Below are 22,646 nucleotides of genomic sequence, written 5' to 3'. Positions count from 1 at the left end.
CCATCGCCTCGGAATCGGTTCGCGGTCGGGAAGCGGAGCCGCTTTACTGTTCGAGCCGGTTCCGGATCGCGAGGCGATCGACCGGCCGCACCGCTCGCAGCGCCGATACGTCGGCGCTCCTTCGGCGTGCGCTCGGACCGGAACCAGGGGAGAGATGATGTCAGCACACGCGGCGCTCGCCGCGGCACTGGCGTCCGTCGGCGACCCGGCCGTGGCCGTCCGCATGACGGCGACGGGCGACGAGCCGGCTGACGTCGCACTGCTGTGGACCCTCTCCGCCGTCTCGCTCCTGATCGGCGTCGGCCTGCTCCTCCTGGGCGAATGGCGCGCCGCCCGCCGATCCGCTGCGGGACCACCGGCCGACCACCCGCTTCCCGTCGCCCAGAGCCGTCCGGAGCCGGTCCACGGTGCGCGGTGTTCGCAGAGCGAAGCTTTCCCCCGGAGGACCCTGAAGGGGGGATTGTCGCTCGATCGCCCGGCGGTTTTACTGTCAAAGCGCTGATAGCCGGGGGAACGGGGTTCAGCGTCGGGGGCATTTTTCGGAGAGCTGACGCCGGTGACGGCGGCCGGTTCGTCGTGTGCGCACCCGATCTATCAGGGGGAACACACAGATGTCCGATCAATCCGCAGTCATCGATGAGAGCCGCGGCGCAGGCCGAGCGAACTCGTCGCGAACGCCTGGCCGCCCGCCTCGCCTGATGCGCACGGGTCGAGTGCTCACCGCTCTCGTCGTGGCGATCGTCGTCGGCGTCGGCGGTTCCCTGGTGGCCGTCGAGCCCGCAGCAGCCGCCGCGTCCTCGACCATGACCATCGCGAAGCAGTTCGGACTCACCGTGCTGTTCACCGTCACGACCTCCGCGGCGCCGACGAGCGGCAAGCTGCGGATCACCGCAACGGGCGGCCCCGACGACGAGACGCTGATCTACGACGACATCTCGCAGACCGCCACCCGAACGGAGCAGCTCGTCCCCGTGACCAAGGGCGGGACCTGGACCTTCTCCGTCGCATCCCTCGACGGCTCCGTCGCCCCGTCCGCCCCGGTGACCACCGCGGTCGACGACTGGCGGCCCACTTTCGTCCAGAACGCCGACCGCTCCCTCACGGCCACCTTCCCGCCGCCGAACACCACGAACCAGAACGACACCTACTTCGTCACCATCTTCGGCCTGACCGACAGCAGCGGGAACGGCCCGTTCGGCTACGTCCCCGGCCAGAACGGCAAGTCGGTCACGACCGTCACCATCCCGGCGGACCAGATGACGCCGGGCGTCGTCTACGACACCCACCTGCGCTACGAGATCGCGATCTCGCCCAACATCGGCCCGACCGCGCCGAACATGGTCCCCGCGAAGTACTGGGTGCAGCCCAAGGTGTCGCGTTCGTACGGTGCGCCGAGCAACTTCGCCGTCGCGCCGTTCGACGGTCGCGTCGACCTGAGCTGGGCGACCCCGCTCGACCCGCCGCCGAGCCCCACCTACCGCGTCGACTACCGCGCCGTGGGAGCGGCGAACTGGAGCAGCGTTCCCGTGAACGCCGCCACGTCGTACACGGTCAACGGCCTGACCAACGGCACCAACTACGAGTTCCGCGTCTTCACCCTGAACGGGGCGAGCCAGGAACTGCCGACCGAGACCCTTCAGGCCACCCCGGTGCGGGTCCCCGACGCTCCGTCGGTCACCGGTGCGGCCTCGGCCGACGGTGCCCTCGTCGTCAGCGCGTCGTTCCCGTCGTCCGCGGCGGCCCCGAGCGACCCCGCGCGCGCCGTCTGGGAGGTCGCGCCGGCGGGAACGTCGTCGTGGAGCGTCCGCACCCCGTCGACATCCGCGCCGTACACGCTGGGTGGGCTCACCAACGGCACGGCCTACTCCGTGCGAGTCCGCGCGGTGAACGGCACGGGAAGCACTCAAGGAGCCTCGGCAGGCCCGTTCACGCCCTACGCGCTTCCCGCGGGTCCCCTCGTGGGCACACCGGTTCAGAAGGTGCGTTCGTTCACCGTCGCCGCCGGTTACCCGGCTACCGTCGGTGCGCCCGTCGTGTCGACCGAATGGCAGCTCGGCCGCGTCGTCGGAGGTGCCGTCGCCGCGGGCGACTGGGTCGCCGCGACACCCGCCGAGGCGGCGGGGGTCTTCACCTTCTCCTCCGGCCTGACCTCGGGGAACGACTACCGCGTCCGCACGCGGAGCGTGAACGCCACCGGTGCCGGCGCCTGGACCGAGTCGGCGACCGTCCGCGTCATCGACGTGCCGGCGGTCCCCGCAATCCGCAGCGTCACCGCAGGCGACACCATCCTCACCGCCGATGTGGACCTGGGAGCCACCGACGCCCGCCCGAGCGACCTGTCGCGGGCCGTCGTGCAGGCCTCGACCGATGGTGGAGACACCTGGAGCACCGTGACCGCGGTCGTGGTGAGCGGCAAGCTCGAGATCAGGAACCGCGTCAACGGTGCACCCCATCTCCTGCGCATCCGCGGCGTCAACGACGTCGGCACCAGCGCCTACTCGGCTGAATCGGCCGCCGTCGCACCCGTCGCCGCGCCGGCGACTCCCTCGTTCGGAGCCGTCCGCATCGGCGACGGAACGGGGACCGCGGCCTTCTCGCAGCCGTCGACGACCGAGTCGCCCGCCGCGCAGACCGAGCTCCGCGTGCTCGAGTGGACCTCGAGCACGGTCTCGACCGTCGTCGCGGGCAACACTCCGACACTCCTCGACGGCGCCGTGACCGCGTCCGGCCTCGAGAACGGCAAGGTCTACACGATCGAGGGCCGCTCGCTGAACGCCGCAGGTGCCAGCAACTGGGCCTCGACCGCTCGTTTCACGCCCCTCGCGGTTCCGTCCGCCCCGACGCTCGGCACGCCGACCCCCGAGGACGGCTCCGTCACCATCTCGGCCGCGTTCGACACCGCCGCCTCGCGGATCAGCGACCCGGCCGACGCGATCTGGGAGATCTCGACCACCGATCCGACGGTGTGGCACACCGTGACGGCGACCCAGGTGTCGCCCTCGCTCTACCGGATCTCCGGGCTGACCAACGGCGTCGCTCTCCGCATCCGCGTGACCGCGGTCAACGCCACGGGAGCCGGTGCGCCCGCCGTGTCGACCGACGTGACGCCCATCGAAGCGCCCGCCGACCCGACCATCCACTCCGTCGCGGCTCAGGACGGCGCGCTCCTCGTCGACGCCACCATCCCGGACAGCGCCGCAGCGCCCGCGACCACCCTCACCTGGGAGGTCGCTCCCATGACATTCGCCGCGAACGACGGCGACGACGAGATCTCGGTCGGGCCGCCGTCTGCCGGCACCGTGCTCGCCGACAGCGTCGCCGTCCCGCCTCACGGGTGGACGCAGTCGCTCGGCGCGTGGACGACGACCACCGCGACGCTGGTCGACGGCAAGTGGCGCATCGACGGGCTCGACAACGGAACCAGCTACCGGGTGCGCCTCACCGTCTCGAACACCTCGGGTGCGAGCGAGCCCCGCGTCTCGGCGAACTCGACCCCGTTCGGCTCGCCGGCAGCCCCGGTGTTCCGCGCCGCCGGTGCGCAGAACTCGGCGATCTCGGCAGCCCTCGTCCCCAACGCGACGCCCGCCGCCCCGGTCGACTCGCTCGAGTGGCAGGTGGCACTGGTCACCGGTCCCACCGCCGGACAGTGGCGCACCGTCGCAGTCAGCCCTCTTGATTCGCTGCAGCTCGGATCGGGAGCCCAGGCCGAGACCGTCGGCTACGCGTACCGGCTCTCGGGCCTGGCGAACGGTACCGACTACCAGGTACGCGTCCGTGCCGCCAACGTCCGCGGCGCAGGCCCCTGGACCGCGTGGTCGACGACGCTGACCCCTGCGGCCACCTCCGTGCCCGGCGAGGTTCCGACCCCGGACCCGACACCCGGAACTCCGGCTCCGGACACCGACAACGACGGCGTGCCCAACATCGACGACCCCGATGTCGACGGTGACGGGATCCCGAACGCGACAGACCCCGACATCGACGGCGACGGTATCGCGAACGTGTTCGATCCCGATGTCGACGGCGACGGAACCCTGAACGGGAACGACTCCGACGCCGACGGTGACCGGGTTCCGAACGCGTCGGACCCGACGCCCCTGGGCATCGGCACGCTGACCGATATCGATGGCGACGGGATCCCGAACGAGTCGGACCCGGACATGGACGGCGACGGTGTCGCGAACGTCTTCGATCCGGACATCGATGGCGACGGCATCCCGAACGCGACCGACCCGACTCCTGCGGGCCCCGGCTCGCAGCCCGGTGACACCGGTCCCGGCAACCTGACCGACATCGACGGCGACGGCATCCCGAACGCCATCGACCCGGATGTGGACGGCGACGGCATCGCGAACGTGTTCGACCCCGACGTGGACGGCGACGGGACCCCGAACGGGACCGATCCCGACGCGGACGGCGACGGAACCGCCAACGGCAGCGACAGCACGCCCCTGGGCATCGGCACGCTGACCGACATCGACGGCGACGGAATCCCGAACGAGTCGGACCCGGACATCGACGGGGACGGCATCGTCAACGTGCTCGACCCCGACATCGATGGCGACGGCATCCCGAACGCCACCGACCCGACCCCTGCCGGCCCCGGCTCGCAGCCCGGCGACACGGGCATCGGTCGGAACGACGACCTCGACGGAGATGGGATCCCGAACGGGATCGACCCCGACGTGGACGGCGATGGCATCGCGAACGTGTTCGATCCCGATGTCGACGGCGACGGAACCCTGAACGGGAACGACTCCGACGCCGACGGTGACCGGGTTCCGAACGCGTCGGACCCGACGCCCCTGGGCATCGGCACGCTGACCGATATCGATGGCGACGGGATCCCGAACGAGTCGGACCCGGACATGGACGGCGACGGTGTCGCGAACGTCTTCGATCCGGACATCGATGGCGACGGCATCCCGAACGCGACCGACCCGACTCCTGCGGGCCCCGGCTCGCAGCCCGGTGACACCGGTCCCGGCAACCTGACCGACATCGACGGCGACGGGATCCCGAACGCCATCGACCCGGATGTGGACGGCGACGGCATCGCGAACGTGTTCGACCCCGACGTGGACGGCGACGGGACCCCGAACGGGACCGATCCCGACGCGGACGGCGACGGAACCGCCAACGGCAGCGACAGCACGCCCCTGGGCATCGGCACGCTGACCGACATCGACGGCGACGGAATCCCGAACGAGTCGGACCCGGACATCGACGGGGACGGCATCGTCAACGTGCTCGACCCCGACATCGATGGCGACGGCATCCCGAACGCCACCGACCCGACCCCTGCGGGCCCCGGCTCGCAGCCCGGCAGCACCGGCCCGGGTCGCCCCGGCGACATCGACGGCGACGGAATCCCGGACCAGATCGACGACGACATCGATGGCGACGGCATTCCGAACGGGATCGACCCCGATGTGGACGGCGATGGCATTCCGAACGGCTCCGATCCCGATGTGGACGGCGATGGCATTCCGAACGGTTCGGATCCCGACGTCGACGGCGACGGAATCCCGAACGGTCAGGACGATGACATCGACGGCGACGGCATTCCGAACGGGTCGGATCCCGATGTGGACGGCGATGGCATCCCGAACGGGTCGGACCCCGATGTGGACGGCGATGGCATCCCGAACGGGTCGGACCCCGACGTGGACGGCGACGGCATCGTCAACGTCTACGACCCCGACGTCGACGGCGATGGGATCCCCAACGCCTCCGACCCGGACGCCGACGGCGACGGAATCCCGAACGCCAGCGACCCGACTCCGAACGGAATCGGCACCGAGCAGGACCTCGACGGCGATGGCATCCCCAACGGGGACGACACCGATATGGACGGCGACGGTCGCAACAACTCCAGCGACGGCGACATCGACGGCGACGGGATCCCCAACGGGACCGACACGACTCCTGCCGGCCCCGGCAGCGGGTCGGGTGACACGGGTCCCGGCACGGTCACGGACACCGACGGCGACGGCATCCCCAACGGATCCGACCCCGATGTGGACGGCGACGGCATCCCGAACGGTCAGGACCCGGACGTGGACGGCGACGGAATCCCGAACGGCCTCGACCCCGACGTGGACGGCGACGGAATCCCGAACGGTTCGGACCCGGACATCGACGGCGACGGCATCCCCAACGCCACCGATCCCGACATCGACGGCGACGGCATCGCCAACGTCTTCGATCCCGACGTGGACGGCGACGGCATCCCGAACGGTTCGGACCCGGACATCGACGGCGACGGAACGCCGAACGCTCTCGACCCGACTCCGAACGGGATCGGCTCGCTCGACGACATCGACGGCGACGGCATCCCGAACGACCGCGATGGCGACATCGACGGCGACGGCACCCCGAACCACGAGGACGGCGACATCGACGGCGACGGGATCCCCAACGCCCAGGATCCGGACATGGACGGCGACGGCACCCCCAACGGGTCCGACTCCACCCCGAACGGACCGGAGCGGGATATCGCCCTGCCCACCACGAGCCCGACCTCGACGGGAGCGAAGGGGAAGACCTCGACGAGGTCCGGATCGCTCGCAGCGGGCTCACCGGCCGCGGAAGGCACGACGCAGAACATCCTGCTGGCGAAGGGCGGCACCACCCGCACGGCCAGCGTGGATGCAGCGACGTCGCCCGAGGCCGAGACGGTGAGCGATGCCCCGGCGGACCTCACCGCTCAACTGGTGCTCGGCGGCGTCTCACTGCTGCTGCTGCTGGCCGGGGCGTGGTTCCTGCTGGCGCGCAGGCGCCGACGTCGGGAGAGCTGACCGTCGGCGACGATCCGGTAGACGAACGAGGAAGAGGGCCCGCGCCAGTGCGCGGGCCCTCTTCCTCGTTGCTCCGGCTCTCGTCACCTCGAGCGATCGCCGTCACCTGAGGTCGGCTGTGCCCCGCTCCGGCTTGATGAGGAACATCAGACCGCCGCCGATCGCCAGGACGAGCACGATCCCGAGGATTCCGAACGCCTGGGCCCCAAACAGGGCGATGAAACCGGCGAACGCCAGCGGGGAGATGAAGCTGGCTGCCCGCCCCGTGGTGGCGTAGAGGCCGAAGAGCTCGCCCTCGTGACCCGGGGGAGTGGAGCGCGCGAGGTAGGAACGGCTCGCCGCCTGGGCGGGGCCGACGAACAGGCAGAGGAGGAGTCCGCCGATCCAGAACGGGAGCGTGCCGAGGTCGCGGAGCAGGAACACCCCGAGGCCGGCGGCGACGAGACCGATGATCGAGCCGATGATGACCAGCCGCGGTCCGAAACGGTCGTCCAGCCGCCCCGCGAGGATCGTGCTGAATCCGGCGACGAGGTTGCCGGCCACCCCGAACAGGACGACCTCGAGGAAGCCGAAGCCGAAGGTGACGCTCGCGATCGCCCCGCCGAACGCGAACACCGCGGCGAGCCCGTCCCGATAGATCGCGCTCGCCAGCAGGAACCAGAACAGCGGACGATCGTGACGGAAGATGCGCACGACATCGCGCGCCAGGTCGACGTAGCTGCCGAGGAAGGACGAGCGCATCGCCCCCGGGACAGGCGGGATCTCGGGGATCGAGAGGAAGAGGGGGATGGAGAAGACGACCGTCCAGACAGCGCACATGACGGCCACGATGCGCAGCGGCAGACCGTTCTCGTCGGGGATGCCGAACCACCCGGACAGCTGGGCGACGATCACGATGACGAGCGTGACGATGCCGCCGATGTACCCGAAGCCCCAGCCGAGCCCGCTCACCTTTCCGAGCGTCTTCGGTGTCGACACCTGCACGATCATCGCGTTGTAGTTGACGGCCGCCAACTCGGAGAAGACCCCGGCGACGGCGACGAGGATGGCGCCGAGCAGGAAGAAGGAGGGAGAGGCCTCGACGAAGAACATCGCGGCCATTGCGGCGGCCAGGAGCATCGTCCAGATGAACAGCCAGCGCTTCCTGTTGCCGAACGCGTCGGTTCGACGACCCAGCACCGGTGCGAGCAGAGCCACGACGACACCCGCGAGTCCGACCGCGAGCCCGAGTTGCGCCGACAGATCGTCCTCCGTCACCCCGGGAGAGGTGAAGGCCTCGGTGAGCAGGTACAGGGCCGTGAACACGAAGGTGTTGATGACCGTGTTGAAGGGCTGCGTGGCCCAATCCCAGAGCGCCCAGGCGAACACCCTGCTCCGCGGAACGGTGCCCCCTGTCGCGAAGACGCTCGCCGAACTCGCCGGTGTGTCGGGCGATGTGGACGGGGGAGCTCCGTTGCCCGCTGCTGCTGTCATCCGGTCAGGGTAGACCCCCGCGGGTGAAGCGCAGGTAAACCACGGGGGACCGCGCCCCGGGGCTTCCGGTTGCCAGCGACCGCGGGCTGTTCCGCCCAGTCGGTGCCCCCAATGCGCGGGGGATCCGCGGGCCGGAACGGCGCCCAGGGCCGCAATATCGGCCAACCGTGCTCGTATGGCAAGAGCCGACCCCCTTCGGGGGCTGTTTTGTCGGCATTTTGCCAGGATTGAATGTGGTTGTTCGTCGGGTCCGGGGGGATTCCGATGACGGGGGGCATGCTTCACCGGGATCGTTCGCGGAACGATCCGGTGCGCCCCCGGAAGCCGGGGGAAAAGAAAAAGCTATGTCGGAAGTCTCTGACACCACACGCATCACCAGCTCGCACGAGCCGAAGCGCACTCGCGCGCGCAGCCTTCTCATCACGGGAGCGATCTCGGTCGTGATGGCCCTGTTCGGAGCGCTGCTCCCGGCCATGCCGGCCGCGGCTGCGGGCACCGTGGCGATCTCGGTCGACACCAGTCGGCCGCAGTCGGCGATCGTGACCGTGACCGACAGTGCCGGGTTCACCACGCTGACCGTCACCGCGACGCCTCCCGCCAGCAGTGGGGCCGCCACCACGACGGTGACCTGCGCGCCGGGCGGCACTCTGACCATGTGCAAGGTCTCGATGCAGCTGAACAGCTCGGGCGCCTACACCTTCAAGGCGACGACCGCCAACGGCACGGCGACCGTCGTGCAGAACGTCGCCGCGTTCAGCCCCACCGCCGTGGAGAACCCCGACGGCAGTGCGACCCTCACCTTCCCGGCGATCAGTTCGGGCTCGAACACCGTCTTCTACTACTCGGCCTACGCCACCGATCGCGGCACCGACTCGCCCGACTTCACCGGCAATGTGGCTGCTGCCGCGAGCGGCCAGACCACGCTCGTGCTCCCGCGCTCGCAGTTCCGTCCCGACGTCGGGTACACGTTCGTGGCCCAGTACGGCACCGACGTGCCGGGTGGGCGCATCTACAGCGGCGCTTCCGTGTTCGGCGCGATCGTGCCGGTCTACCCGGCGCCCGAGAACTTCTACATCACGCTGCCGAACAACAACATCTCGCTGCACATGACGATCCCGGCCAACCACCCGGCCGACATGGGCTTCCGCATCCGGTACCGCGTGCAGGGCACGAGCACTTGGTCGTCGGTCGACACCACCGCGACTTCCGGCTTCATCGGCACCGTATCGGGTGGATCCACCTACGAGTTCACCGTCACCACCCTGAACAAGGTCGGGGGAGTGAGCTACGAGCACGGGACGACCGCGATCGCCACCGCGTCGCCGTTCGGTCCGCCGAACGCGCCCACCCTGACGAACCTCGCCGCGGGCAACAGGTCGCTCGCGGTCGACGCGAGCTTCCCGACCGCCGCCCTCGCGCCGAGTCTCGCGGCCGACGCCGAATGGCAGATCGGCACCGCGACGACCCAGGGCGGCGCGGTGACGTGGGCGTCAGCCACGCCGTCCGTCTCGGGGAGCCGGTACACGTTCACCGGTCTGCAGGCCGGTAAGTTCTACTCCGTGCGGGCCCGCGCGAAGAACGAGGCCGGCACCAGCTCCTGGGTTCCGCTCACCCTCACCGGCCAAATGACCGGGTCGCCTGCCGATCCGAGCTTCACGAGCATCACGCCGCAGAACGGCGGGCTCAGCGTCGACCTCGCACTGCCGACCAGCACCGGCGCCGAGCCGACCGGCGTCAGCTGGCAGATCGCGTCACTCGACTCGTCGTCGGTCCAGGGTGCATGGACGACGGTCACCCCGACCTCATCCGCGGGGCGCTACCTCTTCTCCGGCCTCACCAACGGCACCGACTACCGTCTGCGCGCAAGCGCGACCAACGCCACCGGCCCGTCGGCTTGGGTGGAGAGCTCGCTCGCCCGTCCCATCGCCCCGCCGGCCGCGCCGGTCGTCGCCACCTCGGTGGTCCCCGGCGACGGAACGGCCACCCTGACCTACTCGAGCGCGAACACCGCTGCCGCTCCGGTCGTGGGCGCCCTCGTCTGGCAGTACGCCGTCGACGGCGCGAATCCGGTCTGGCAGACGGCGACCACGACCCCCGGGTCGGCGAACTCCGTCGTCGTCTCCGGTCTCACGAATGGGACCGCCTACCTGTTCCGGGCGACGGCCAGCAATTCCGTCGGCTCGACGACCAGCGCGACGCGGGGCCCCGCCACGCCCATCGCCGCACCCCTCGACCCGAGTCTCGGCGACTACCAGGAGGGCGACAGCAGCCTCGCGATCGAGTTCACACTGCCCAGCTCCTCCGCTCGTCCGGCCACGGCCGAGTGGCAGATCGCCACGGTCTCCGGCGGCGTGGTCGGCACCTACGCCTCCGCGACCCCGACGATCAGCGGCGGCATCGCGACGTTCTCGGGCCTGACCCAGGGCACGGCCTACCGTGTCCGTCTCAAGTCCACCAACTCGGTCGGATCCTCGGCCTGGGTCGAGTCGTACAACATGGCGCTCACCGGGGTCCCGGCGGCACCCGTACTCGGCTCGACCGCGTTCGGAGACGGCTGGATCGAGGTCGGCGCGAGCTTCCCGTCGTCGTCGCTGCGCCCGAGCGTCGCGAGCAACGGCGTCTGGGAGTACGCCGTCAACGACGGATCCCTCGACTGGATGCCCGCAGCGGTCACCCAGCCGAGCGCCGGCCGCTACCAGCTGACCGGACTGACGAACGGCACCGGGTACGTGCTGCGGGTCAAGGGCGTGAACGCCAACGGTCCCAGTGCCTGGTCGACGACCGCGGTCATCACCCCGTCGAACGGCCCCAGCGCGCTCGTCTTCGCTTCGCTGACCCCGGGCGACGGCACCGCGACGGCGGCCCTCGAGACGATCACGGCAGCCGTGCCCCACACGCTGGAATGGCAGCGCTCGAGCAACGGCGGTGCGAGCTGGAGTGCGACGACGGCCACCGGAACGGGCCCCTACACCCTCGCCGGACTCACGAACGGCACCGATTACCGCTTCCGCGTCCGCGTCACCGACGCGACGGGGACGAGTGCGTGGACCACGAGCGACGATGTCCGCCCCGTCACCGTCCCGGGCACCCCGACCGCGTTCATGTACCAGGTGGACGGCGGATTCCGGGTGAGCGTCACGCAGACCGACTCCGACGCATCGCCTACCGACCACTACGAGGTCCAGGTGCGCACCGAGCCCGACGGCGGAACGGCCGGCCCGTGGGTCGATGTCGATTCCGCATGGAACGGCGCCGACTTCACACTCACCTCGGGTATCGCGCTCGGCACCCAGTACCGCGTCCAGATGCGCGCCGTCAACGCGACCGGTGCCAGCGGATGGGCTCAGACGAGCGTTCAGTACGCTATCGGCGTCCCGGTCGTCCCGTCGCCGAGCGTGACAACGGTCCGCAGCGGCGGCTTCGACGTCACGGTGCCGAACACCACCTCGACGGCCCGACCGGTCACCAGCCTCTCCTGGGGCATCTCGACCGACAACGGTGCGACCTGGACCACACCGTCGCCCACCTATGTGAGCGGTGTCTACCGCTTCTCGGGTCTCAACAACGGCACCCGGTACTTCCTGCGCGTCCGCGCCAACGGACCGGTCGGACCGAGCGCATGGTCCAGCACCTTCAACACCCGCCCGATCGGCGCGCCCGCGACCCCGTCGCTCGGCACACCGGCGACGACCAGCACGGGCTTCTCGGTGACCTACACCGCTCCGACCTCGACGGCGGCACCGGCGACGACCCTCAGCTGGGAGATCTCGTCCTACGAGAACGGTGCGTGGGGAGCCTGGACGGTCGCCACCCCCACGACCTCGCTGGGCGCTGCGTACTTCACCGGCACGACACCCGGCACCGACTACCGCGTGCGTCTCGCGAGCTCGAACACCTCGGGTTCGAGCGCGTGGGCGACCTCGGCGACCGTGACCGCGCAGGGGGCACCGCTCCCGGCGACGCTCGGCACCCCGGTGGCGAAGAACGCCGCGATCGAGGTGACGGCCGGGTTCCCGACCTCCGCGGTCCGGCCCAGCCTCGCGGCCGACGCCGTCTGGCAGGTCGCCGAGAACACGAGCAGCCCGCAGTGGCGCACGGTCACCGCGACCGAGACCCTCGGCACGTTCCGCATCGGCGGTCTGACCAACGGTGTCGACTACCTCGTGCGCGTCACCGCGACCAACCGCTTCGGCTCCGCGACGCCGACCGTCGGCACGGCGGCGCGCCCGATCGCGGCCCCCGCCGACGCGGCGATCACCGGTATCGCGCCGGGCGACGGAACGCTGGCGATCACCGCCGCCATCCCGGCCACCACGGCGGCACCCGTGACGGGTGTCGAGTGGGAGATCGCCGAGATCCAGTACACGGCATCCAGTGCGGGCGCCTCCGGGGCATCGAACACCGACGTCCCGTCCCGCCGCGGCCTTCTCGCGGGAGGGGCGACGACACCCGAGTGGTGGACCTCGTCGACGGGAAGCTGGCAGAGCGTCACTCCCGCGCTCGTCTCGGGCAAGTGGACGATCACCGGTCTGACCAACGGCGCCACCTACGCGGTGCGCGTGCGCTCGACCAACAGCTCGGGCTCGAGCGCCTGGGTGCGCTCGCAGTCGGCGGCGCCGGTCGCCGCTCCCGCGGTGCCGACCTTCGAAGCGGCGGCGGGGCAGGACCACTCGATCGTCGCCGCGCTCGGCAGCACCTCGTCGGCCGGGCAGCCGGTCACGGGTCTCGAGTGGCAGATCGCCGACGCGACCGGTTCGAGCGCGGGTGCCTGGCGCGCCGTGACGGGCACCGACATCGGCACCCTGCAGGTCGGAAGCGGAAGCTCTGCGGCGACCCTTCCCGACGCCTACCGCGTCTCGGGTCTCACCAACGACGCGGGCTACCAGATCCGCGTCCGTGCGATCAACGCCGCAGGGGCGAGCGACTGGGCCGGCTGGAACGGCACGTTGACACCGTCCTCGAGGGCCACCTCGGTCCCGGCCGATCCGAACCCGCCCGTCGTCACGGGCGACGAGGACAACGACGGCATCCCGAACGACGTCGATCCCGACATCGACGGTGACGGACTGCCCAACGGCGTCGACCCCGACGTGGACGGCGACGGCATCAACAACGTCTTCGACGACGATGTGGACGCCGACGGCGAGCCCAACGCGACCGATGACGACGCGGACGGCGACCTGACGCCCAGCGCGTCGGACCCGACCCCGAACGGCATCGGCACGCTCGCCGACATCGACGGCGACGGGATCCCGAACGAGGACGATCTCGACATCGACGGCGACGGCGTCATCAACGCGGTCGACCCCGACATGGACGGCGACGGCATCCCCAACGCGTCCGACCCCGACATCGACGGCGACGGTACCCCGAACGCATCCGACGGCACGCCGAACGGACTCGGCTCGGCGACCGACTACGACGGCGACGGAATCCCGAACTCGATCGACCCGGATGTGGACGGCGACGGCATCAACAACGTCTTCGACGACGATGTCGACGGTGACGGGACCCCGAACACCTCGGATTCCGACATCGACGGCGACGGACTCGCGAACGACTCCGACGGTACACCGAACGGTGTCGGCACCGTCGGCGACATCGACGGCGACGGCGTGCCCAACGGCGCGGACTCCGACATCGACGGCGACGGAATCCCGAACATCTTCGATGGCGACATCGACGGCGACGGCATCCCGAACGCCTCCGACCCCGACGACGACGGCGACGGGCAGCTCGACACCGTCGACAGCACGCCCACGGGCCCCGGAACTCTCGGCGACATCGACGGAGACGGCATCCCCAACGGCATCGACTCCGATGTCGACGGCGACGGCACCCCGAACGGGTCCGACCCCGACGTGGACGGTGACGGCATCCCGAACGGGTCCGACCCCGATGTGGACGGTGACGGCATCCCGAACGGGTCCGACCCCGACATCGACGGCGACGGCATCGACAACGTGTGGGACACCGATGCGGATGGCGACAGCCTTCCGAACGCCTCCGACCCCGACGCCGACGGCGACGGTACCCCGAACGGGTCGGATCCGACCCCGAACGGCATCGGAACCATCGGCGACATCGACGGTGACGGGATCCCGAACGAGGACGACCCCGACATGGACGGCGACGGCATCAACAACGCGGTCGATTCCGACAGCAACGGGAACGGGATCGACGACTCGCTCGAGACCTTCCCCGCCGGTCCCGGCACGGTCGGCGACCTCGACGGCGACGGCATCCCCAACGACATCGATCCCGATGTCGACGGCGACGGCATCGCCAACGTCTGGGACGGCGACGTCGACGGTGACGGAACCCCGAACGCGATCGATTCCGACATCGACGGCGACGGGACCCCGAACGGTTCCGACGCGACCCCGAACGGCATCGGCACCGCTGCGGACATCGACGGCGACGGAATCCCCAACGCCTCCGATGCCGACATGGACGGCGACGGAATCCCGAACGTCTTCGACGGCGACATCGACGGCGACGGCATTCCGAACGCGACCGACCCCGACGACGACAACGACGGCACTCCCGACGACAGCGACACGACCCCGAGCGGTCCCGGCAGCCTCGGCGACGTCGACGCGGACGGGATCCCGAACGCGACCGACCCCGATGTCGACGGCGACGGCGTGAACAACGTCTGGGACGGCGACGTGGACGGCGACGGCACTCCGAATGCCTCCGACCCCGACGCGGACGCCGACGGCACCGCGAACGGGACGGACTCGACCCCGAACGGCATCGGCTCGATCGGCGACATCGACGGCGACGGAATCCCCAACGCCTCCGATGCCGACATGGACGGCGACGGAATCCCGAACGTCTTCGACGGCGACATCGACGGCGACGGCATTCCGAACGCGACCGACCCGGACGACGACAACGACGGCACGCCCGACGTGACGGACACCACGCCGTCCGGCCCGGGCACCTCGTTCGACATCGATGGCGACGGAATCCCGAACGCCATCGATCCCGATGTCGACGGCGACGGAATCGCCAACGTATTCGATCCCGACGTCGACGGCGACGGGACGCCGAACGGCACCGATCTCGATGCCGATGACGACGGGACCCCGAACACCTCGGACTCGACGCCGAACGGCATCGGAACCGAGGGCGACATCGACGGTGACGGCATCCCGAACGCGTCGGATCCCGACATGGACGGCGACGGAATCCCGAACGTCTTCGATGGCGACATCGATGGCGACGGCATCCCCAACGCCACCGACCCGGACGACGACAACGACGGCACCCCCGACGGCTCGGACGCGACTCCGTCCGGCCCGGGCAGCTCGAATGACATCGACGCCGACGGCATCCCGAACGCGACCGACCCCGACGTGGACGGAGACGGCATCAACAACGTCTGGGACACCGACGTGGACGGCGACCGGATCCCGAACTCATCCGATCCGGATGCCGACAGCGATGGCATCCTGAACGGCTCGGACTCGACGCCCAACGGCATCGGGACCGCGACCGACATCGACGGCGACGGCATTCCCAACTCGTCGGATCCCGACATGGACGGCGACGGAATCCCCAACGTGTTCGATGACGACGTCGATGGCGACGGCATCCCCAACGCCAGCGATCCCGATGACGACAACGACGGCACTCCCGACGGCAGCGACTCGACCCCGAGCGGTCCGGGCAACGCCGTGGACATCGACGGCGACGGCGTCCCGAACGCGATCGACCCCGACGTGGACGGCGACGGCGTGAACAACGTCTGGGACACCGACGTGGACGGCGACGGGACCCCGAACGCGTCCGACACCGACGCGGACGGCGACGGGACGCCGAACGGGTCCGACCCGACGCCCGTCGGGATCGGCACCGCCACCGATATCGATGGCGACGGGATCCCGAACTCGTCGGATCCCGACATGGACGGCGATGGAATCCCGAACGTCTACGACGATGACATCGACGGCGACGGAATCCCCAACGCCACCGACCCGGACGACGACAACGACGGCACCCCGGACGGCTCGGACACGACACCGAGCGGACCCGGAACGGTCGGCGATGTCGATGGCGACGGCATTCCCAACGACATCGATCCCGATGTCGACGGCGACGGCATCGCGAACGTCTGGGACGGCGACGTGGATGGTGACGGAACCCCCAACGGATCCGACACCGACGCCGACGCGGACGGGACCCTCAACGGGTCCGACTCGACGCCGAACGGCATCGGCAGCATCGGCGACATCGACGGCGACGGCATCCCCGACGCCTCGGACCCCGACATGGACGGCGACGGCATCAACAACGTGTACGACGGCGACATCGACGGCGACGGAATCCCGAACGCCAGCGATCCCGACGACGACAACGACGGAACCCCGGACGGGTCGGACACGACGCCGGCCGGCCCGGGCACCTCGAACGACATCGACGGTGACGGGATCCCGAACGCGATCGACCCCGACGTGGACGGCGACGGCGTGAACAACGTGTGGGACGACGACGTGGACGGCGATGGGACCCCGAACGGGTCCGACACCGACGCGGATGGCGATGGGACCCCGAACGGGTCCGATCCGACGCCCCATGGCATCGGCAGCGCGTCCGATATCGACGGCGACGGCATCCCGAACGACTCCGACTCGGACATCGACGGCGATGGTCGACCCAACGTGTTCGACGACGACATCGACGGTGACGGCATCCCCAACGGATCCGACACCGACGCGGACGGCGACGGAACTCCGAACGCGTCGGACCCGACCCCGAACGGGACCGGAACCTCGAACGACATCGACGGTGACGGCATCCCCAACAGGATCGACGACGATGTGGACGGCGATGGCATCCCGAACGGGACCGACGCCGATGTGGACGGCGACGGTATCCCGAACGGGTCCGATCCCGATGTGGACGGTGACGGCATCCCGAACGGGTCCGATCCCGACGTGGACGGTGACGGCATCGACAACGTCTTCGACCCCGACGTGGACGGCGACGGGACCCCGAACGGGTCCGACCCCGACGCCGACGGCGACGGAACCCCGAACTCGTCGGACACGACCCCGAACGGGATCGGCACCATCGGCGACATCGACGGTGACGGTATCCCGAACGGGTCCGACCCCGACGTGGACGGCGACGGAATCGACAACGTCTTCGACCCCGACATCGACGGTGACGGGATCCCCAACGGGACCGATCCCGACGCCGACGGCGACGGAACTCCGAACGCCGGGGACACGACACCGCACGGCCCGGGCACCGCGGCCGACATCGACGGTGACGGGATCCCCAACGAGTCCGACCCCGACATCGACGGCGACGGCGTCAACAACGCCTACGACGACGACATCGACGGCGACGGGATCCCGAACGCTCTCGACCCCGACGCCGACGGCGACGGGACTCCGAACCTGCTCGACCCGACGCCGAACGGCATCGGCTCGACGACGGACTCGGACGGCGACGGCACCTCGGACGACAAGGACTCCGACATCGACGGTGACGGGATCCCCAACGACCAGGATCCCGACATGGACGGCGACGGCATTCCCAACGGGATCGACCCCACCCCCGCGGGTGGCGTCGGCTCCGGCGGGAGCAACGGCGGGAGCACCGGCGGCGGCAGCACCGGCAACGGCGGCAGCGGCGAATCGGGCGGGAACGGCGCCGGGTCGACCGGCACCGGCTCGGGTTCGGGTTCGGGTTCGGCAGACGTCGCGACCGCCGCGGCGGCGGCCTCGGCCGGCGCGTCGACCACGGCTGCGACCGGCACACGCTCGGCCGCCTCGGAATCCGGCAGCTCGGCCTCGGGTGACGGCGGCACGTCGGAGAGCGGTTCGGAGCCGACGGCGACCTGGTCCACTCCGGGCATGATCCTCACGGCAGGAGCGTCGCTGCTGGCGCTGTTCCTCCTCCTGGTCGCCGGCGCCTGGTGGGCCTCGGCCCGCCGCCGCAGGCAGAGCCCGGCGAACGCCTACTGATCGACTGATCGGCACCGAGGGCCCCGCGACTCCGCGTCGCGGGGCCCTCGGCGTAAGTTGAGCCAAGCTGACTCAGCTTTTCCGGCGTTCGTATTGACCTCGTTGCGGGGGCGTACTAACGTTGAGTCCGCAAGGCTCAAGTCTTGCGACAGACTTCATTCAGATACATCCGCGGGTCATCCAGACCCGCTGACCGACCGCCAGGTCGAACAAGGAGAAAAACACACATGGCACGTGCAGTAGGCATCGACCTCGGAACCACCAACTCGGTGGTCGCAGTCCTCGAGGGAGGCGAGCCGGTAGTCATCGCCAACGCCGAGGGCTTCCGCACCACCCCCTCCGTGGTCGCCTTCACCAAGGACGGCGACGTCCTCGTCGGTGAGACCGCCAAGCGTCAGGCCGTCACCAACGTCGACCGCACCATCTCCAGCGTCAAGCGCCACATGGGCACCGACTGGACCACCGAGATCGACGGCAAGAAGTACACGCCGCAGGAGATCTCGGCGCGTATCCTCGCCAAGCTCAAGCGCGACGCCGAGCAGTACCTGGGCGACACCGTGACCGACGCGGTCATCACCGTGCCCGCCTACTTCAACGACGCCGAGCGCCAGGCCACCAAGGAGGCCGGTGAGATCGCGGGCCTCAACGTGCTCCGCATCATCAACGAGCCCACGGCGGCCGCTCTCGCGTACGGCCTCGACAAGGGCAAGGAGGACGAGCTCATCCTCGTCTTCGACCTCGGTGGCGGAACCTTCGACGTCTCGCTGCTCGAAGTGGGCAAGGACGACGACTTCTCGACCATCCAGGTCCGCGCCACCGCCGGCGACAACCGCCTCGGCGGCGACGACTGGGACCAGCGCGTCGTGCAGTGGCTGATCCAGCGCTTCAAGGAGTCGACCGGTGTCGACGTCTCGAAGGACAAGATCGCCCTCCAGCGCCTCAAGGAGGCCGCGGAGCAGGCGAAGAAGGAGCTCTCGAGCTCGACGTCGACCAGCATCCAGCTGCCCTACCTGTCGCTGACCGAGAACGGCCCCGCCAACCTCGATGAGACCCTCACGCGCGCCAAGTTCGAGGACCTGACCAAGGACCTCCTCGACCGCACCAAGAAGCCTTTCGAGGACGTCATCCGCGAAGCCGGCGTCAAGGTCGCCGACATCGCCCACGTGGTGCTCGTCGGTGGATCGACGCGTATGCCCGCCGTCAGCGAGCTCGTGAAGAAGGAGACCGGCAAGGAGCCCAACAAGGGCGTCAACCCCGATGAGGTCGTCGCCGTCGGCGCCGCTCTCCAGGCCGGTGTGCTGAAGGGCGAGCGCAAGGACGTCCTGCTCATCGACGTCACCCCGCTGTCTCTCGGAATCGAGACCAAGGGCGGCATCATGACGAAGCTGATCGACCGCAACACGGCGATCCCGACCAAGCGCAGCGAGACCTTCACGACCGCCGACGACAACCAGCCGTCGGTCGCCATCCAGGTGTTCCAGGGCGAGCGCGAGTTCACCCGAGACAACAAGCCGCTCGGCACGTTCGAGCTGACCGGCATCGCCCCGGCGCCCCGCGGCGTCCCGCAGGTCGAGGTGACCTTCGACATCGACGCGAACGGCATCGTCCACGTGTCCGCGAAGGACAAGGGCACCGGCAAGGAGCAGTCGATGACCATCTCCGGCGGCTCGTCGCTGCCCAAGGAGGACATCGAGCGCATGGTCCGCGAGGCCGAGGAGCACGCAGCGGAGGACAAGCGCCGCCGCGAGGCCGCCGAGGTCCGCAACAGTGCCGAGCAGCTCGTCTACTCGATCGAGAAGCTGATCAAGGACAACGAGGACAAGCTCCCCGCCGACGTCAAGTCCGAGGTCCAGGCCGACGTCGACTCCCTCAAGTCGGCTCTCGCCGGCGAGGACGACGACGCGGTCAAGGCCGCGGCCGACAAGCTGTCCGAGAGCCAGACCAAGCTCGGCCAGGCGATCTACTCCCAGGCCTCGGCGGAACAGCCGGGCACGGGCGAGAGCGCACCCACCGACAGCGGTTCGAGCGATGAGGACATCGTCGACGCCGAAGTGGTCGACGACGACGACGACACCAAGAAGTAGGACGGCGGATCATGGTTCCCAAGGACCCGAAAGACCCGAAGGACCACGGCCTCTCGGGCGGGGCCGACGACGCGGACGAGTCCGCTGAGTCGGCTTCCGCCGAGCCCGGCTTCATGTCGATGGAGGGCCCCGACATCGAGACGCCGACCGGTGGCTCCGACGACGGACTGAACGAGGACGACCTGTCGTTCCTCGAGGACGTCTCCGCCGGAGCGGCCACCGTGCCGACCGACATCGAGAGCGAGCACCTCGCCGACCTCAAGCGGGTCACCGCCGAGTACGCCAACTACCGTCGGCGCACCGAGGCGAACCGCCAGGTCGAACGCGACCGCGCGGTGGGCGATGTCGCCAAGCTCCTCCTTCCCGTGCTCGACGACCTCGACAGGGCTGAGAAGCACGGCGACCTGGTCGAGGGCGGCCCGTTCACGACGATCGCGCAGAAGCTCCGTGCGAGCGGCGAGCGCATCGGGCTCGTCGCCTTCGGGCAGGTCGGCGAGACGTTCGACCCGAACCAGCACGAGGCGATCTTCCAGAAGCCCAACCCCGAGGTGACGGTCGCAACCGTCGCCGACGTGGTCGAGCGCGGATACAGCATCGGCGACGTGACCCTCCGGGTGGCACGCGTCGTGGTCGACCTCCCCGAATAGATCGACCGAGCCGGTAGGAAGCAGGCGGGTGGACCCGCGCTTCCTACCGGCCGATCCTCTCACGACACTCACTCTCGAAGAAAGCACTCAGGACGCCATTGGCAAGCCAAGACTGGTTCGACAAGGACTTCTACAAGGTCCTCGGCGTCTCGAAGGACGCCGATGAGTCGACTCTGAAGAAGTCGTACCGCAAGCTCGCGCGGCAGTTCCACCCCGACTCGAACCCGGGCAACTCGGCAGCCGAGGCGAAGTTCAAGGAGATCAGCGAGGCCTACTCGGTGCTCTCCGACTCGCAGCAGCGCGCGGAGTACGACCAGATGCGTGCCATGGGATCCGGAGCCCGCTTCACCGCGGGCGGCGGGGGCCAGGCCGGCGGCTTCGAGGATGTCTTCGGCGGCATGTTCGGCGGCGGTGCGCGGCCGGGCGGGGCACGGCCGGGAGGAGCGAACTCGGGCGACTTCGACGACATCTTCTCGATGTTCAGCGGTGGTGGCGGCGGCGGGCGGTTCGGTCAGGGCGGCTTCGGCCAGACCTCGGGAGGCTTCCGTGGCTTCGGTGGTCCGACCCCGGGCCGCGACATCTCGGCCACGACCACGGTCGACTTCATCACCGCCACGAAGGGCGACACCGTTCGCCTGCAAGGCGCCGACGGCAAGCCCATCAACGTCAAGATCCCCGCGGGCGTGAGCGACGGTCAGAAGATCAAGCTCCGCGGTCGCGGCGAGCCGAGCCCCGACGGCGGAGAGCCGGGCGATCTCGTCCTCACCGTCTCGGTGCGCAAGCATCCGGTGTTCGAGCGAGACGGCAACAACCTCCGCATCACGGTCCCGGTGACCTTCCCCGAGGCGGCTCTCGGCGCGACGATCCAGGTCCCCACCCTCGGCGGCGATCCTGTCAAGCTGAAGGTCGCCCCCGGCACCTCGAGCGGCAAGGTGCTGCGCGTCAAGGACCGCGGCGTCTCGACCTCGAAGGGCACCGGCGACCTGCTCGCCCGCATCGAAGTCGCCGTCCCGAGTCGGCTGAACGACGCCCAGCGCGAGGCGCTCAAGGCGTTCGAGGCCGCGGGCCCGACCGAGGACCCGCGCGCCGACCTGCTCTTCCGCGCCAAGGCGACCGAGTAGGAGTCGACGGTGGAAGAGGATGTGACGACGGCGCCGCTGTTCGCGATCGCCGCAGCGGCCGAACTCGCGGGCATGCACCCGCAGACCCTGCGCCAGTACGACAGGATCGGTCTCGTCTCGCCGGGCCGCACCGCGGGCAAGTCCCGCCGCTACTCGATGCGCGACATCGTCCAGCTCCGCGAGGTCGCCCGGCTCGGCGCCGACGGCATCAGCCTCGAGGGCATCCGTCGCATCCTCGAACTCGAGAACGAGGTCGCGGGTCTCCGCAACCGGGTCCGCGAGCTCGAGGCGGCGCTCGCCGACGAGTTCCTCAAGCGTCCCGGCCGCCGGGTCTTCGCGGCGGGAGTCGAGGGCGAGGTCATCTCGATGCGCGCCGGCGTGCGCGCCCGGCGGCCCAATCAGGTCGTCGTCTGGCGTCCCCGATACGAGGACTGACACTCTTCGGCCGCTGATCCGGAGGCTCTCCGCGAGGATCAACGCCCGGTGCCCCCGCCGTCGTTACTGTCGATCGCGTTCGGACCGCCGCACATCGCGGTGG

At 69.8% G+C, this 22,646-nt stretch carries 8 protein-coding genes; 7 read left to right on the top strand and 1 reads right to left on the bottom strand.

Going from position 1 to position 22,646, the window contains the following annotated elements; all coding sequences use genetic code 11:
- Positions 1-157 precede the first annotated feature (157 nt).
- Together DDQ50_RS02670 and DDQ50_RS02665 are read left to right on the top strand one after the other, a co-directional pair.
- Positions 158-502 (top strand): hypothetical protein, encoded by a 345-nt coding sequence (locus tag DDQ50_RS02670; RefSeq protein WP_133245889.1) that lies wholly within the window; start codon positions 158-160, stop codon positions 500-502.
- Between the two features lie 196 nt (positions 503-698).
- Positions 699-6,800 (top strand): fibronectin type III domain-containing protein, encoded by a 6,102-nt coding sequence (locus DDQ50_RS02665; protein WP_165829668.1) that lies wholly within the window; start codon positions 699-701, stop codon positions 6,798-6,800.
- 102 nt (positions 6,801-6,902) lie between these two features.
- Here DDQ50_RS02665 and DDQ50_RS02660 read toward each other — a convergent pair whose 3' ends face one another.
- Complete coding sequence (locus DDQ50_RS02660) at positions 6,903-8,273, bottom strand: MFS transporter (RefSeq protein ID WP_116755168.1); 1,371 nt, start codon at positions 8,271-8,273, stop codon at positions 6,903-6,905.
- A 344-nt stretch (positions 8,274-8,617) separates the two neighbouring features.
- On the opposite strand from DDQ50_RS02660, the gene DDQ50_RS02655 reads away from it, so the two are divergent.
- The 5 genes from DDQ50_RS02655 (at position 8,618) to DDQ50_RS02635 (ending at position 22,543) form a co-directional block, all read left to right on the top strand.
- Positions 8,618-18,256 carry a hypothetical protein gene (locus DDQ50_RS02655; RefSeq protein ID WP_116755167.1) on the top strand — a complete coding sequence of 3,213 codons (9,639 nt, stop codon included), beginning with the start codon at positions 8,618-8,620 and terminating at the stop codon, positions 18,254-18,256.
- A gap of 227 nt (positions 18,257-18,483) precedes the next feature.
- Positions 18,484-20,340, top strand: a complete 1,857-nt coding sequence (gene dnaK, locus DDQ50_RS02650; RefSeq protein ID WP_116755166.1) for a molecular chaperone DnaK — start codon at positions 18,484-18,486, stop codon at positions 20,338-20,340.
- 11 nt (positions 20,341-20,351) lie between these two features.
- Complete coding sequence (gene grpE, locus DDQ50_RS02645; RefSeq protein ID WP_116755165.1) at positions 20,352-20,987, top strand: nucleotide exchange factor GrpE; 636 nt, start codon at positions 20,352-20,354, stop codon at positions 20,985-20,987.
- 98 nt (positions 20,988-21,085) lie between these two features.
- Positions 21,086-22,108: a DnaJ C-terminal domain-containing protein gene (locus tag DDQ50_RS02640; protein WP_116755164.1), complete on the top strand. Its 1,023-nt coding sequence runs from the start codon at positions 21,086-21,088 to the stop codon at positions 22,106-22,108.
- Between the two features lie 9 nt (positions 22,109-22,117).
- Entirely contained in the window at positions 22,118-22,543 is a 426-nt protein-coding gene (locus DDQ50_RS02635) for a heat shock protein transcriptional repressor HspR (protein WP_276308375.1), read from the top strand.
- Positions 22,544-22,646: the final 103 nt, after the last annotated feature.

Source organism: Amnibacterium flavum (assembly GCF_003097495.1).
GTDB classification, from domain to species: domain Bacteria; phylum Actinomycetota; class Actinomycetes; order Actinomycetales; family Microbacteriaceae; genus Naasia; species Naasia flava.
The sequence above is the reverse complement of the archived record's forward strand: the minus strand, read 5'-3'. Positions and strand labels throughout refer to the sequence as shown.